The sequence below is a fragment of the Gallintestinimicrobium propionicum genome, assembly GCF_025567525.1.
In the GTDB taxonomy this organism is placed as follows: Bacteria; Bacillota; Clostridia; order Lachnospirales; family Lachnospiraceae; genus Gallintestinimicrobium; species Gallintestinimicrobium propionicum.
Window position 1 is genome coordinate 53600 of the sequence record NZ_JAOQJY010000016.1, and the last position, 14780, is coordinate 68379.

A 14780-nucleotide genomic window follows, 5' to 3' on the forward strand; every position below is an offset into this window, starting at 1 on the left:
CTCCCTTTCCTGCGTTTCCGTATGATCTACGGCATTCCTCTTCTTCCTGAATTTTTATATCTATAAAAACGGATGCTCCGTTTCTATATACAGCTTCTCAGCCTTTTACCGCACCGACTGTAATACCGGATACGAAATACCGCTGTACGAACGGATAGAATAACAGCACCGGTCCGGTTACGATGACCGCCATCGCCATTTTCATCGACTGCCCCGGTATGCTCTCGATCTGTGCCGTTGCTCCGACTGCAAGATCCTTTAATGCGGTCGTAGAGCTCAGCATATTATAGAGATAAAACTGCAGCTCATAGGTATTGGCATTTGTGGAAAACAGGGACGACCGATACCAGTCATTCCAGTAGCCAAGCGCCAGGAACAATCCCACTGTTGCAAGACCGGGCTTTAATACCGGCAGGACGATTCTGATAAAGATCGTAAAGGGTCCCGCTCCATCGATTTTGGCAGATTCCGCAATCGCATCCGGCACGCTGCTCTGAATAAATGTCCGCATCAGGATCACAAGAAATGAGCTCGTGATGCCGGGAAACCAGATAACAAATGCCGTTCCCTTTAAATTCAGGACATTCGCATACAGCAGATACCACGGAATCATACCGCCGCCGAAGATCGTGGTAAAATACATCATAAAGGTCACAATGTTGCGGTACTTGAACTCCTTGCGGGACACAACATAGGCTGTCATTGTCGTCATAAACAGACCGACTGCCGTACCGACAACTGTGTAATAAATCGTCATTTTATATGCCTGCAGAATAGACGCAGGATTTTTAAAAATGACCTTGTAGGCCTCCAGGGAAAAAACCTTCGGCCACAGGCTATAGCCCTCCCTCACGATCACTCCGTTATCCGTAAACGAACCGGATACTACCAGTAAAAACGGCAGCACACAGACGATCGAGACAATGGCGACCAGGGAATATGCCAGTATGTTGAATACAATATTGCTTGTGGAAGGTTTGATCTTACTTCCTGTCTTTTCTTTTTGCATTTTCTCCTCGTTTCTGCGCACGCTTTTTGCGCATGCCGAGTTTGTGTCAAGTGCGCGCAGACACAAATCTCGCGATTGAAAAATTTTATTTTTCAATCTTCTCCTCTCCCTTAAAATAATGCGTACTCAGAATCTTTTTTCTTAATCGCCCAGTTCGTCACCATAACGACCACAAATCCGAAGATCGACTGGAAGAGACCCGCTGCAGAACCAAGGCCGATGCTCAGCGGCTGTCCGACCGTAATCCGATATACATAAGTGTCCAGAATGTCTGTCACGTCATACAAAAGTCCGTTGTTTCCGACGGTCTGATAAAACAGTTCAAAATTACCTTTCATGATGCTGCCCAGAGAGTAGATCAGCAGGATAATAAATGTGGGCTTGATCTGCGGCAGCGTAATGTAAAGGATTCTCTTGAAAATATTCGCACCGTCTACTTTTGCCGCTTCATACAGCTCGTTATCAATGCCCATGATCGTCGCCAGATAAATAACCATACCGTAGCCGACGGATTTCCACATGTAAAACAGGGTGATCAGAAACGGCCAGTACACCGGTGTGTTGTAAAAATCGATCGCCGTCCCTCCCGAGGAACGAATCATGTTATTGATCGCACCATACTGATATTCCATCAGGCTGTAGACCATGACCTTTAACATAACGTAGGATACGAAGTAGGGCATAAACATCAGCGTCTGTCCGGTCTTCTTAAACCATTTTACCGTCAGCTGGCTGATCAGGATCGCAAAGAAGATCTGAAGCACATTTCCAAGCCCGATAAAGACTACGTTATATAAAACCGTATTGCGGATCAGTCTGCCCATCTGGGACTGGAACAGAAATTCGAAGTTTTTCAGTCCTACAAAGGGGCTTGCCCACAGACCGTCTGAAAAATTAAAGTTCACAAATGCAAAGTAAATACCGATCATCGGCAGGTAGGAATTGATCAGAAAGAACACACACAGCGGGATCAGCATCAGAAACAGTACCCAGTTTTTCTGAAATTCTTTGATCAGCCCGTGTTCATGGCAGCGGATCCTCTCCTTCGCCTCCATCCGCTTGATCAGTCCATAGGCTGCAAGCGCCAATATCAGTTCAACTGCCAGGATCCACGATCCGGAAAAGCCCTTCATTTTCACCACATTGTTGGAATACAGGACAAAACCGTAAGAGCCAAACACCAGAAGTGCTGTCAGAAGTGTCGAGGCCTTTCCGATCACATAAGTATGAAGCTCTCCCTTCCCATCGTCCCCTTTGCTGTTGCGACAGACCTTCCAGATATACAGAAGCTCCAGATACCAGGTTGCAACCAGCAGGATCAACAGCAGCATCGCATACAATCCGAAAACGCCTTTTCCGGAATTTTTTACAAATCCCAGCAGGGAAAAAATACTGTAGCTCGAATACAGGCTGCCTGCTGCTTCTCTTGTAATCCCCAGCTTAGCAAAAAGCTTCGGAATATTTACCAGCTGGATCCAGTCCATAAAGGGTAGGGACAGAACAAGCATCAGTCCATTCATCAGTGCCGTCACCAGCAGCCCTGTTTTTCTCCCCGTTTTCTCCTGTTCCAGACATGTATCCAACGTCAGAAGCATATTCTTTGGTTTCATAATTTCCTCTCTATTCTCCTTTTTTATTTCCCGCAATGAAAACCTTTCGGTAAAAGATCCCTGTCTGTCACGCGTTTTCCCAAAATGCTCACTACTTTTTTGCACCTATTCGATCTTCCCTTTTTATCTGCAAAAAAGCTTCTGCCGGAGGGCGGTGTAGTAACATTGCTGTCATTTTTTATCTTTTTGTTGCTTTCCTTATGCACTTTACTCATTCATCATAATCTCCGCCTCCGTTTTTCACTATACAAAAAGCTTGCGTATATGTATAAAAAAGTGCTATCATCATCTTACAATAACTCAAACCAGAAATGAGGTCAGAAATGCTGGAAAATTATGTTGCCCTATCCATAACGAATATTTTAGCCATGCTGCTATTAGCTTTTGTTGTCGGCAGAAACAACCTTCTGAACCGTAAAATGAAGCGTTTTTTTTCCACTGCCATTTTTTGCACGATACTTGTCATCCTTGCGGAAATCGGAACCTCTGTTTTTGGACAGCCGGTTGCCTCTTTTAGTCTCCCGAATATGTTTTTTAATGTGCTCGGCTTTTCACTTTCTCCATTTATTACCATTTCTCTTGCATTTGTTTTTAACCATAAAAATTACAGAAATATATTTTACCTGTTCCTTCCAGCTGTTACCAACATGCTTTTGGCTATGCTCTCGCCAAAATTCGGTCTGATATTTTCCATTTCTCAGCAAAATGAATATTTCCGCGGACCTTGTTTTTTTGTTTATGTTGCCGCTTATATCTGGAGCATGACCATACTTTTTAAAGAAACCTTATACATCGCCAAGCGTTATCAAAACAAAGATTGCTTTGCACTGCTATTGCTGTTTTTGTTCATTCTTGGAGGAACCTCTATACAGGTTCTGTTTCCATCCATTCATACAACCTGGTCCTGCGTTTCCTTATCCCTCATCCTTTATTATGCGTTTTTTTGTGAGTTGAAAGAGAAGCACGATATCCTGACCGGTCTGTTTAACCGCCGCGCCTATGAATATGAAATCCAGCATCTGGAGTCCCTGGGTTATGGGGCGATTATATTCTTTGATGTGGATGATTTCAAAAAAATCAATGACCAATTTGGGCACCAGTATGGAGACCAGTGTCTCAGCACGATTGCCGGTTTGATACTGAAGTCTTTTTCAGGCATCGGATTTTGTTACAGGATCGGCGGCGACGAATTTGGTGTATTATCTGATAAAGCAGATGAAATTGATATTTTAAATGCAATCAGCCTTTTTATAAATAATTTAAATTCCAGCCAGGAGCAGGACTGCAATCTTCCTCTGGTTTCTATGGGATACAGCATTTATCATAAATCTGAAGGCAGCATAGAGCAAGCGATTTCAAAGGCGGATGCCCAGTTATATCGATACAAAAAACTGCACAAACAAGAAACAAAAGAACCGGGCAAAACCAATTGTAACTTTTCCTGCTCTTTGACAGAAAGGACACCACATTGATTACCAAACGCGACCTTTATGAAATCCACTCTGAAAAGATCTGCCCCTACACAGGCATGGCTTCTCCGGAATTTGCCCCGCTTTCCGCCGGGATCAGCTACCGCGATCCTTATTACCACATCCGGCGCTTCAACGGAGATCATTATGTGTTTGAATGCGTGCTGCAGGGAACCGGCTATGTGGAATTTAATGGCACCTTAACCAGGCTCACGGCAGGGGATGCCTACATTCTGCATCCCTGTACGTTTCATCATTATTATTCCGACCATAATGATCCCTGGGTAAAGATCTGGTTCAACGGTCAGGGAAACCTGATCAGTCATCTGCTCAGTGATTATCAGCTCGGCTTCAACTGCTGCGTCCGGAATTTCTGGAAAAGCGATTACCTGATGCAGATCCTTCAGAAGCTGGAAAAAGAGCCCTCGCTCAACAAAAACGAGCTGGCTCTTTTACTCCATCAGCATATCATTCAGTTTTCCGAGCAGCTAAACGGACTGCAGACCGATACCTCTGCCCCCCAGATCATGAAAACCTACATCGAGCAGAATCTGACTGCACCGCTCAACATCGCAGATATCGCTGCACAGGTACATCTTTCCAATTCCCGTGCGATTCATCTGTTTAAAGAAACCTTTCATATGACGCCCTATCATTATTACTTGTCCCGAAAGCTGGCAATTGCACAGGATCTTCTGCGCTCTACGGAAATGTCCATTCAGGAAATATCCGACCTGCTGAGCTTCCCGGATTACCGACACTTCACCAACCTCTTTAAGCGCTGGACCGGCGTGACGCCCAGTTGGTTTCGAAATGACTTATCCACACGTGACGATTATGTCAAGCCGCTCCCCCCTACGTAAACAGGCGAACGCCCTGTCATTCCATCACAAAATCCACATGCAAGCATTCTGACAGCGGATGTTCTACCACAAGCTCTGCCACATCGCTGTCCGGTGCTGCGCCTGCTGTCCCGAATACCTTCGCCGCCTTTGATTTCAAGATTCTCTCAAAAGTCTGTTTTCTCCCATTGATCAACACCTGTTTTACCCGTTCTCCCAAAAGCTCATGACACCGGATCCGCAGCGTCCGCCTTTTACCTGCAAACCTGCCCCCAAAGTCTCCCTCCGCGTTTGAAATGCTAAGTCCATATGCCTTTTGATTTCCATCATAGGAGGTATGATAATAGGTCTTGCGATATTTTCCGTTTTTGTAGGCATCCGTCTCACGGTCATCCTCATACAGAAATCCGTCTTGCAAACATTCTTTACAGGGATAATAATCCATCGTCAAAAGCTCCCAGCTCTGCTCCTTGACACAGGCAGTATCCTCCGCCAGGATCAAAACCGCTCCCAGCCGGATATAGAGTTCCAGCTGCTCTGACTGATTTTTCAGCTTCCTGCAGCGTTTTCCCTGATATACCTTTCCTGTCCACGGATACAGCCATAATCCCTCCGGCAGGTAAATTTCAGACTTTTCTTTTTCCGGTACAACAAGCAGATCTCCGATCATAAACTCCTGCAAATATAGCAGCACCTTTTTATCCTGGGGATATTCCCAGTCCAGGCGGCGGCAGATCGGCATGCCGTTCTCCCAGCTTTCATACACGTTTCTGTACAACATCGGCAACAGACTGCCGTTTCCTGGTTTTCGAAGCATCTGTTTTAAATTTGTCTCTCTCTGGCACTCCGTCATTTCCAGATAATCCAGATAGGGCAATTCTTTTTTTCTGTCCTGAAAATATCTCTCAGGGCTCTTCAGGATCTCTGTATACAATCTATTAGCAGGTGTTTCTGCCTCACTTTTTCCATCTGATGCCGCTTTGAGTAATCTCAGTGGCTGCTTCAAACAAGGCTCAATTTTTTGATCCTCCAATACAGCCTCCCGGAGCATATCTGCCCTTCCGGTCAGACAGACATACGTTTCCCGGAGCTTTCTTGCATCTTTTTTGCACACCAGAAGATAAAGATCCTCCGCATCCCATTGCAGGATATTTTTTTTCTTTTCAGAAGTGCTGCAGTTTTTTTCCGGCAGCAAAATTCTTGGTACGTCCAGCAGCGGATAAATCCATGGAGTCTGTGCCGGAGCCGGAAGCTTTCCGTTTATTTTTACTCTTTCGTACTGATAAACGCATTTGCCCTCTCTAAAAATCTGAAGCCCCCTCAGTCCTTCTTTCGGATTCGGCAAAACAAGAAGAAGGTCTCCCAGCAAAAACCGCTGCGGACGGCTGTGTTCCTGAGTTGCCTCTTCTCTTACCACCAAGCTTTGCTGCCTGCCCTGATTTTCCCGGGATCTGCTTTGACTTTCCGGCAGCCTCTTTCCTGCCTTTTCAAACGCTCCCCTGTCCGGAATCCAAAGCGTATTCCGATCCGTGAAATATGCCCCATATCTGACTTCCAGCCGAAGTACCTCTTCTGACAAAAACTGAATTCGCACATTATCATAGATCAACTCGCGCATATCATCCTCCCGCAGTCTGTTTTTCGATGCACAGACTTCACCCTTTGAATCCTGTCTTTATTATAAAGGGGAGCAACACGGTTTTCGAGGAAAATTAGGCGCATATATGTGTAAAAAAGTGGTATTTCGGAGAAAGCCCAATCACAGATATGGAAATCTACCAGATCACAGATCTTGGAACTACATCACGTACATTCATTGTTCCACCAGCCACGCCCGCTCTTTTTCTTTTTCCTCCAGCGCTGCCGCGTAGCCTTTGATAATCTTCTGCAGTTTCTGCACGCTGTTAATGCTGCCGCTCTTTCCCTCCGGCTGATCCAGCCAGTGCTTCTGCTGTTGGGGCGTGTAAATATTTTCCCGGGTGTTTTCCCCGATTTCCAACCAAACACCCTGGACACGCACCGCGTTTTTCTCAGCGTCCAGGTATTCGTCCATTTGTATCAGCGGATGTGTTTCGAAAACCGTAATTTCCCCACAACAACTTCTGCCAGCAGCATTGTCCACACCCGTCCCGGCATCTCCTGCTCTATATGTCCGCTTCACCGTCACGCCATTTTCCGTCAGCCCAACTTCCAGCCACTCCGTTCCTTCCGGGCGATGCCAGATCTTATCCAAAATGAGATCGATCGGTTTTAAAATCAAAAAGGTCAGGATAATCGCAATCGTACTGGAAATTTCCCCGATTCCATCGTTCTGGCAAATGATCTGGAACCAGATCGGATCGCTCTCACGAATCAGCCACACTCTGCCGACAACCCAAAGCACTGTCAGCAGATCGATTCCAATTGTTACTGCAGCCATTGGCATCAGAACTTTTCCTTTTTTGATGCCCCATTCTGCATACTTTTTTCTCTGTTCTTCCGTAAATCGTATCGGCAGTTCATATTTTTCGTACATACTGTTTCCCCAATCCCGTATTCTGTACTGTCAGCTGTTCCTGTATCTCCCGCCCGCTGTCCGCATAATCGCCACATAAACCAACGCCTACGCCTGCTTTTTCTCCACGCGCTTTTCGCACCACGCCTGCAGTCCACATTCACTGCATTTCGCTTTTCTTGCGGTACAAATGCTCCTGCCGTGATAAATCAGCTGAAAATTGATCCGGTTCCAGTGATCTTTTGGAAGCACCCGCATCAGCTCCTCTTCCGTCTCAACCGGATTTTTGCCGTTTGCCCAGCCGAGCCGATGCGAAATCCGAAACACATGCGTGTCCACAGTCACGCCCGGAATTCCATACGCATCCGCCAGAAAGAGTGTTGCGGTCTTTCTTCCGACTCCCGCCAGCTTTACCAGCTCTTCGATCGTCGTCGGCACTTCGCCGCCATATTGTTCTGCAAGCTGCATACAACAGGATTTAACATGCTTTGCCTTACTTTTATACAAGCCAACCGACTTGATTTCTTCCCCGATTTCCTCTTCTGTCGCCTGCGCGATCTCCTGCACGGTTGGAAAACGACCATACAGCTTCGGAAGGACTTCATCCACCTGCTTGTCCGTGCTCTGCGCGCTCAGCATGATCGCAACAAGCAGCTGCCAGTGCTCCTGATGAAAAAATCCCTCTTTCTCCACACCGTAGGTCTGATCCAACCAGTCCAGTTCTTCCCGCAGATGCGGTACTTTTGCTATTTTATCCATTTTGTTTTCCTCAGCAGTTCACCCGCTCCCTTCATGATTTCTGACAGTCAGATTTTCATGTGAGCAGGAATCTGCCTGTCAAAAGTTACGAGCAAACTATAATCCGTTCCAGAATCCGCACAACCTCTCGCAATCCCTCTTCATCTTCCGCCGAAAATCTTCCAACCTCCGGGCTGTCAATATCCAGCACACCGATTACCTCTCCGTTTTTGTGCAGTGGAAGCACAATTTCCGACCGGGATGCCGCGTCGCACGCAATATGTCCGGGAAACGCATGCACGTCCTCGACCCGCTGTACGCTGTCCGTCTGCAGCGCTGTCCCGCAGACGCCGTTTCCCTCTGCAATCCGCACGCACGCTGTTTTTCCCTGAAAAGGTCCCAGCCACAGCACATGATTGTCCGTCAGGTAAAAGCCTGCCCAGTTCAGGCGATCCAACCTTTCATATAAAAGCGCTGCCGCATTTGCAAGATTGCTGACCATCGGCCACTCTGCATCCACCAGCGCCGCCAACTGCTCTGTCAGCTCCTGATATTGTTGTGTCATAATCTCTCCTTCAAACAATAGAATGCACGCTCTGCGAGCATTCTATTGTCATGAACAATAGATGCGCCCTCTGCAAGCATTCTATTGTCATGAACTAAAACAGGACGGTCAGCGTCTTTTCTACTGACACCGATCGTCCCGTTGCTTTTACTTTTATTCTCAGTCGTCGTATCCGTTCGGATTCATCGACTGCCATCTCCAGGAATCCTCGCACATCTCTTTGATGCCGTATTCTGCTTTCCAGCCAAGCTCTCTTTCTGCCTTGCTCGCATCGGAGTAGCAGGTTGCGATATCGCCTGCGCGGCGGGGCTTGATCACATACGGGATCTTCACGCCGGTAGCAGCCTCGAAGTTTTTCACGATATCCAGCACGCTGTAGCCGTGTCCGGTTCCCAGGTTGTAAATGTTCAGACCGGAATGATCCTCCAGCTTCTTGAGGGCTTTTACATGGCCTTTTGCAAGGTCAACGACATGGATGTAGTCTCTGACGCCGGTTCCGTCCGGAGTGTCGTAATCGTCACCAAAAACACCCAGCTCTTTCAGCTTGCCGACTGCAACCTGTGTGATGTAAGGCATCAGATTGTTCGGAATACCATTGGGATTTTCACCGATCAGACCGCTCTTGTGAGCACCGATCGGGTTGAAATAACGCAGCAGAACAACGTTCCATTCCGGATCTGCTTTCTGGATATCTGTCAGAACCTGTTCCAGCATGGATTTTGTCCAACCGTAGGGGTTTGTGCACTGTCCCTTCGGGCATTCCTCGGTGATCGGGATCATCGCAGGATCGCCGTACACGGTTGCAGAAGAGGAAAAGATGATATTCTTCACATTGTGCTTGCGCATTACATCAACCAGTGTCAGAGTGCCTGCAATATTGTTTTCATAGTATTCCCAGGGCTTCTGTACGGATTCACCGACTGCCTTTAAGCCTGCGAAATGAATGCAGGAATCGATTTTTTCTTTTGCAAAAACTTCATTCAGGCCTTCTCTGTCGAGAATGTCCACTTTGTAAAAAGGAACCTTCTTTCCTGTGATCTTTTCTACACGTTCCAGGGATTTCTCGCTGGAATTTACCAGATTATCTACTACAACGACATCATATCCGGCATTCTGTAATTCAATAACGGTATGACTGCCGATAAATCCGGCGCCGCCTGTAACTAAAATTGCCATGTTTCGTTTCCTCCATTCTTTTGCTGACTTTTCTTATTGTTTTACCACAGAACATCAGGATAAACACCGGCATCCTTTAACTTCTGGATCGACTCCATCACAAACGGTTTGTCTTCCTTATAGGTAACGCCAAACCATTTGTCAGCAGAATGAAGCACCTCAACGGTTGCTTTTCCAGCCTTTAACAGCTTATCTACCTCGATCGGCAAAAAGCACTCGGACTTGAGCGGATTCTTTTCAACTTCTTCTGCAAAGAAACGATCTACTGCATTCTGCAGCTCGTTGATAATGCTGGGAGAAAATGCCCACATGTTCATGGAAACCGGAGTCTTTAATCCTACCGGAATCCAGGTCTTACCATCATCCTCTGTGTATGCCGCGCCATCCTCGGTCTTCACGATCTTGGTGCGCTCTGCAATCTCCTGCAGATAGCCGTTTTCGTCGGTTACGCAAATACCTCTTGCAACGGAACCGTTGTCTGTCAAAGTGTTGCCCAGCTGATAGCCAACCATCGCGTAACGATATTTTTCATCGTCGTGATGTGTGGTCAGGAAACGGTACAGCTCTTCAAAAGCGCTTCTTCCATAATAGTCATCTGCATTGATCACTGCGAAAGGCTCATTCACTACGCCCTTGCAGCACAGGATTGCATGTGCGGTTCCCCAGGGCTTTACGCGGCCTTCCGGAATCTGAAATCCTTCCGGAACCTTCGTCAGCTCCTGGAATACATACTCTACAGGAATATGTTTGCTGACTGCATTGCCGATGCACTCTCTGAAATCCTGCTCATGCTCTCTTTTAATGATGAAAACGACCTTGCCGAATCCCGCTCTGACTGCATCATAAATCGAGAAATCAATGATCTTATTCCCCTTGTCATCTACAGGATCGATCTGCTTTAAGCCGCCATAACGGCTTCCCATTCCTGCTGCCAGAATTACTAATGTCGGTTTTTCCATTTGTTCCCTCCTATTGTAACATAAGCCCCCGCAGCTGCAATTCTTCCATGTTGCAAAGACCTGTCAAAATGTTATACGGCTATTTGAGTGATATCTGCACGAAAAGCCGCTCTTTCTACTTATTATATCATGCTGTATCTCAAACTGCAAACCGGTAGCACTGGTGTTTCTCCATACGTTATAAAATCCCGTTACAGTTCACTCGTACCTTTCTGCGTTCAGATTCCGTGCTTGCACGAAAATCTGAACGCAGAAGGGTACGAAGGGAGCGCCATTTTATGAGCAAAAAAGAATCCTGCTTTGCAGGATTCTTCGCCTGCGGCGGGTCACGTAAGTGACAGGATTCCGATCCGCCGCAGTGCGATCTGCGCGAAGCATTTGTTATCGTACGATAACAAATCTGCGAAGCAGCGGAGAGCGTCGAAGACGCGGTTTTGCGAATGGCGCGGGTGAACTGTAACTTAATCCCGTTACAGCACCACCGTTTTTCCTGCCGTCGGCTTTACGACCTTGATCTGCGGATATTCCTCATCCATCAGCTTTTTAAACCGTCTCGTATCGACATGCTCCGATACCGGCGGGAATGCGTCGTCAAAATGATCCAGCAAAATCCGCTTGGGCTGCAGCCGCTCTACGACCTCCAGCGCTACTGCTTCCAGAAATTCGCTTCCCTGGAACGGCAGAATCAGAAGATCGGCACCCTGCGGGTATTCCTGATCCTCCTGCAGTCCGAGACTTCCCATCACCTGCACGCGTTTGCCCTCCGCATGCACCTCGTACATCAGCGTCTGTCCGCCCTCCGGAAATTTCGGATTCAAATATGCAAGTGCCAGCGCATTTCTGAAATACTGCAAAAATCTGCGGGAAAACAGCTTCTGGAATACCTGACTTTTTCCAGGCTTCGCATGCTTTCCTTCCATTACAAGAATCCGTACATCCCCGAGTCGGATCACGTCGCCCGGTCTCACCTTTACTACGTTGCTGGTGTTCTCCACCATATCGGAAAGCGTCTCTGCCGCCACTTCTCCGCAGTAAACGGTCGCCTCCGCATCGCTTTCCGGATCCAGAAATTCCGGAACCTCCATCAGATGATCCAGATGCCCGTGGGTCACACAGATCGTCTGATCCTGTAAAAAGTCATCCAGACAGTTCGGATTTTCCCCACCGACCAGCTGTACAAACGGGTCGAATAAAACTGTCTCACCGTCCGCTTCCAGACGAATTGCTGCCGTACCAAGCCAGGTAATTTTCACTTTCTGCTCCATTTCCGCAGGATTTTCCTGCTCTATCTAAACAATAGAATGCACAATCCTCATGCACCCTCTCTACCAACTGCAAGCCGTGCAGCTTCCATCTGACATCGGATCTGCGTTTCCAGCTCTGTTGCCGCACGTTTACCCTTTTTATCGGTCGGAATGTCCACCGGCTCTAAAATAACCAGCTCCATTCCGTCCCTTTTTCGTCTGCCGCTTTTGGAAAAACGCGGATAAAACCGCAGTAGGCACGGAATCATCGGCTTCCGGAACCAACACGCGATCTGAAACGCACCCGGCTGAAACGCCCGGAGCGTCCGACAGCCGTCGATCAGCTCTCCTTCCGGGTAAATCTGCAGCATCTGACCCTCATCCAGTCCCTGTTTTATGCGTTTTAAAACCGGTCGCCACCCGTCCAGCTTTGCAGGCAGTCCGATTCCGCCCATCAGACGCACAATCGCACCTGCGACCGGAATGTGGAGATTAGATTCCAACGATAAAAACTGCATCGTATAGTCCTGAAACACGCATGCCAGCATCACGCAGTCCAGCTTGTGAACATGATTGCAGACGCTGATACAGCCGTTCTCCATCTTTTCCTCCGGCATCCTGCCGACCACCCGAAATCCGTACAACAGCCGGAACACCGGCGGAAAAATGTGCAGGATCAGCCACTTTACGAGCCGGTACAACGGACGTTTGGAGTCAAACACTCCGACCAGGGTGCTGTCTGCGGTGCCGTTTTTTGATCCTGTACGGTCTTTCACCAAAATCATCCCTGTGCTGCCTCCATTCCATTTATCCCAAGGTCTCCGCAATCTCTTCCGCAAACATCTGCTCTGCTTTCCGAATGCTATTTTTCAGCCGATACTGGTTGGCGCTCTCCGCATAGACACGTGCCATCTGACGCCGTGCTGTTGCATGCTCATACCACCAGTCAATCCGCTCCGCCAGATCGTCTACGTTGCCCGCTTCGAATAAACTCCTGTGATCGAGGGCAAACTGCGAGGTAGCTGAAAGCGGCGAATCCGCGATGACCGGAACCAGCCCGGACGCAACCGCTTCCAGGCATGCGATCGCCTCGATTTCGACGTCCGCCGCATGGACGTACAAATCGCTCATCGCCATCAGTTCGCACAGTCGCTCCGTATCAAAAAATCCCATGATCGGAGGATAGCGCAGCGACCTTCCCTGCCAGCGCAGGCTGCGCTCCTTCGGTCCCTGTCCCGCCAAAATCAGCTGAATCCTGTGGGAATGTGCAGATCGTTTTACCGCTTCTATTAAAACATCCTGCCGTTTTTCTTCTGAATAACGTCCAATCATCAAAATGACGAATTTATGCGCCAGCTCCGGCTCCTTTTGGCGCACGCGCGGATAAAATTCATCCGATACACCGTTCGATATAATATGAAGCTTTGCCTGATAGCCGTGTTCCTTTAACTGCCCCGCGATAAACGGGCTCGGGCAGTGGATATGCGTAAATTCATTATAAAAATCATCTCGGAACCATTCATACAAAAGCTCATTGGCCTTTTTATTTTTCCCAAGATGAATCGTCGATGTAATGTTTTCCGGCTGCACATGGAACGCCGCTGTCACCGGTTTGCCCATTTCCTTTGCAATCCGCAGTCCGACACGGGAAAGCGCAAAGGGCATCATAAAATGCACCACGTCCGCCCATGCAATCGCCTGTTCCAGTACGCTGCGATCCGGTTTTGCAAACACCATGCCCTGACTTCTGATAATAGAATCCGCAACCGGCAGAAAATGGATCTCCGGCATCGGATATTTGCCTCTCGCAGGTTTTCCCGCCGCTACAACCCGAACCTCGTTGCCATCCGCCGCCAGCGCCTGGGCAAACCGACGCGCACTGATCGTTGTTCCGTTATTTCCCTGATCGAACTGGTCAATTACCAACAGGATTTTCATATCGTACTCCATTCCGCAGACTTCTCTAAAGCCTGCCCCCTCACATTTTTCTGTTCTTTCCACTCATTTCTGCGCACGCTTTTTGCGCATGCCGAGTTTGTGTCAAGTGCGCGCAGACACAAATCTCGTGATTGAAAAATTTTATTTTTCAATTTTACTCAGCGGTACTTTCCATCTCCGGCATCGTCGTTTCGATGACAAAAAATCTGCTGCCGGTCATACTGCGGAACAGATCCGGCGTAGAAGCCGCTCCGGTATACCACTGTCCATCGTAATAAATATCGTTTTCATAAACACCGATCTTCAATTCTCTTCCATCCTGAAAGGTGAATACATAGCAGGTATCCGGCTCATGCTCCTGTGTCGTCTTAAACCGTCTCGAAAGGACACCTGCCACTTCCGCCGCACGTACGATATTGTCCTGATCCGTAAAAGCCTGCTCTGCCCCGTTTTGTGTCACAACGACAGATACGAGATCTGTACGCCTGTCCAGTGTCGTCGCCAGCGGTCTTCCCTGCATAATGAAAAAAGCAAGCAGCACTACAGCAACACTAATCACTGTCGGACGTATAAAATGCCATGTCCTTTTCCACTTTGGTTCTTCCTGCATCTTCTGATTCATAGATTCCTCCGTCTCCGCCGCATATCCGACGTGTTTTGATCCCGCCTCATGAACAATTACAGATATTGTATCAATTGTAGCATAAAAGCGCAAACATTAGAATGCGCTTCGTGG

The 14780-nt window shown here is 47.8% G+C and carries 15 protein-coding genes; 2 read left to right on the forward strand and 13 right to left on the reverse strand.

Annotated features, from left to right (window positions below; all coding sequences use genetic code 11):
- Positions 1 to 97: 97 nt before the first annotated feature.
- From OCV62_RS12225 to OCV62_RS12235, 3 genes are all read right to left on the reverse strand, one after another.
- Positions 98 to 1009 (reverse strand): carbohydrate ABC transporter permease, encoded by a 912-nt coding sequence (locus OCV62_RS12225; RefSeq protein WP_262587011.1) that lies wholly within the window; start codon positions 1007 to 1009, stop codon positions 98 to 100.
- Between the two features lie 110 nt (positions 1010 to 1119).
- On the reverse strand, positions 1120 to 2619 hold the full coding sequence (locus OCV62_RS12230; protein ID WP_262587013.1) for an ABC transporter permease: 1500 nt from the start codon (positions 2617 to 2619) through the stop codon (positions 1120 to 1122).
- Between the two features lie 334 nt (positions 2620 to 2953).
- Positions 2954 to 3193, reverse strand: a complete 240-nt coding sequence (locus OCV62_RS12235; RefSeq protein WP_262587015.1) for a hypothetical protein — start codon at positions 3191 to 3193, stop codon at positions 2954 to 2956.
- Positions 3194 to 3380: 187 nt separating this feature from the next.
- On the opposite strand from OCV62_RS12235, the gene OCV62_RS12240 reads away from it, so the two are divergent.
- Entirely contained in the window at positions 3381 to 4091 is a 711-nt protein-coding gene (locus tag OCV62_RS12240; RefSeq protein ID WP_262587017.1) for a GGDEF domain-containing protein, read from the forward strand.
- Complete coding sequence (locus OCV62_RS12245) at positions 4088 to 4951, forward strand: helix-turn-helix domain-containing protein (protein WP_262587019.1); 864 nt, start codon at positions 4088 to 4090, stop codon at positions 4949 to 4951. The genes OCV62_RS12240 and OCV62_RS12245 overlap by 4 nt, the downstream gene beginning before the upstream one ends.
- 16 nt (positions 4952 to 4967) lie before the next feature.
- On the opposite strand, the gene OCV62_RS12250 is transcribed toward OCV62_RS12245, so the two are convergent.
- The 10 genes from OCV62_RS12250 to OCV62_RS12295 all read right to left on the reverse strand — a co-directional run bounded on the left by OCV62_RS12250 (position 4968) and on the right by OCV62_RS12295 (position 14666).
- Positions 4968 to 6548: a glycoside hydrolase family 31 protein gene (locus OCV62_RS12250; RefSeq protein ID WP_262587021.1), complete on the reverse strand. Its 1581-nt coding sequence runs from the start codon at positions 6546 to 6548 to the stop codon at positions 4968 to 4970.
- 195 nt (positions 6549 to 6743) lie between these two features.
- A complete protein-coding gene (locus OCV62_RS12255; RefSeq protein WP_262587023.1) occupies positions 6744 to 7445 on the reverse strand; it encodes a hypothetical protein in 702 nt (233 codons plus the stop codon).
- Positions 7446 to 7532: 87 nt separating this feature from the next.
- Complete coding sequence (nth, locus tag OCV62_RS12260) at positions 7533 to 8183, reverse strand: endonuclease III (RefSeq protein WP_021915189.1); 651 nt, start codon at positions 8181 to 8183, stop codon at positions 7533 to 7535.
- Positions 8184 to 8268: 85 nt separating this feature from the next.
- Positions 8269 to 8727 (reverse strand): GAF domain-containing protein, encoded by a 459-nt coding sequence (locus tag OCV62_RS12265; RefSeq protein WP_021915190.1) that lies wholly within the window; start codon positions 8725 to 8727, stop codon positions 8269 to 8271.
- A gap of 159 nt (positions 8728 to 8886) precedes the next feature.
- Complete coding sequence (gene galE, locus OCV62_RS12270; RefSeq protein ID WP_262587025.1) at positions 8887 to 9903, reverse strand: UDP-glucose 4-epimerase GalE; 1017 nt, start codon at positions 9901 to 9903, stop codon at positions 8887 to 8889.
- A gap of 41 nt (positions 9904 to 9944) precedes the next feature.
- A complete protein-coding gene (locus OCV62_RS12275; RefSeq protein WP_262587027.1) occupies positions 9945 to 10862 on the reverse strand; it encodes a nucleotidyltransferase family protein in 918 nt (305 codons plus the stop codon).
- 470 nt (positions 10863 to 11332) lie between these two features.
- The gene (locus OCV62_RS12280; RefSeq protein WP_262587029.1) at positions 11333 to 12127 is read right to left on the reverse strand and encodes an MBL fold metallo-hydrolase; all 795 of its coding nucleotides are present in this window, start codon (positions 12125 to 12127) and stop codon (positions 11333 to 11335) included.
- Between the two features lie 47 nt (positions 12128 to 12174).
- Positions 12175 to 12891, reverse strand: coding sequence for a lysophospholipid acyltransferase family protein (locus OCV62_RS12285; RefSeq protein ID WP_262587031.1), 717 nt, complete (start codon positions 12889 to 12891; stop codon positions 12175 to 12177).
- Positions 12892 to 12913: 22 nt separating this feature from the next.
- The gene (locus tag OCV62_RS12290) at positions 12914 to 14107 is read right to left on the reverse strand and encodes a glycosyltransferase (protein WP_262587033.1); all 1194 of its coding nucleotides are present in this window, start codon (positions 14105 to 14107) and stop codon (positions 12914 to 12916) included.
- A 91-nt stretch (positions 14108 to 14198) separates the two neighbouring features.
- Entirely contained in the window at positions 14199 to 14666 is a 468-nt protein-coding gene (locus tag OCV62_RS12295; RefSeq protein WP_021915026.1) for a hypothetical protein, read from the reverse strand.
- Positions 14667 to 14780: the final 114 nt, after the last annotated feature.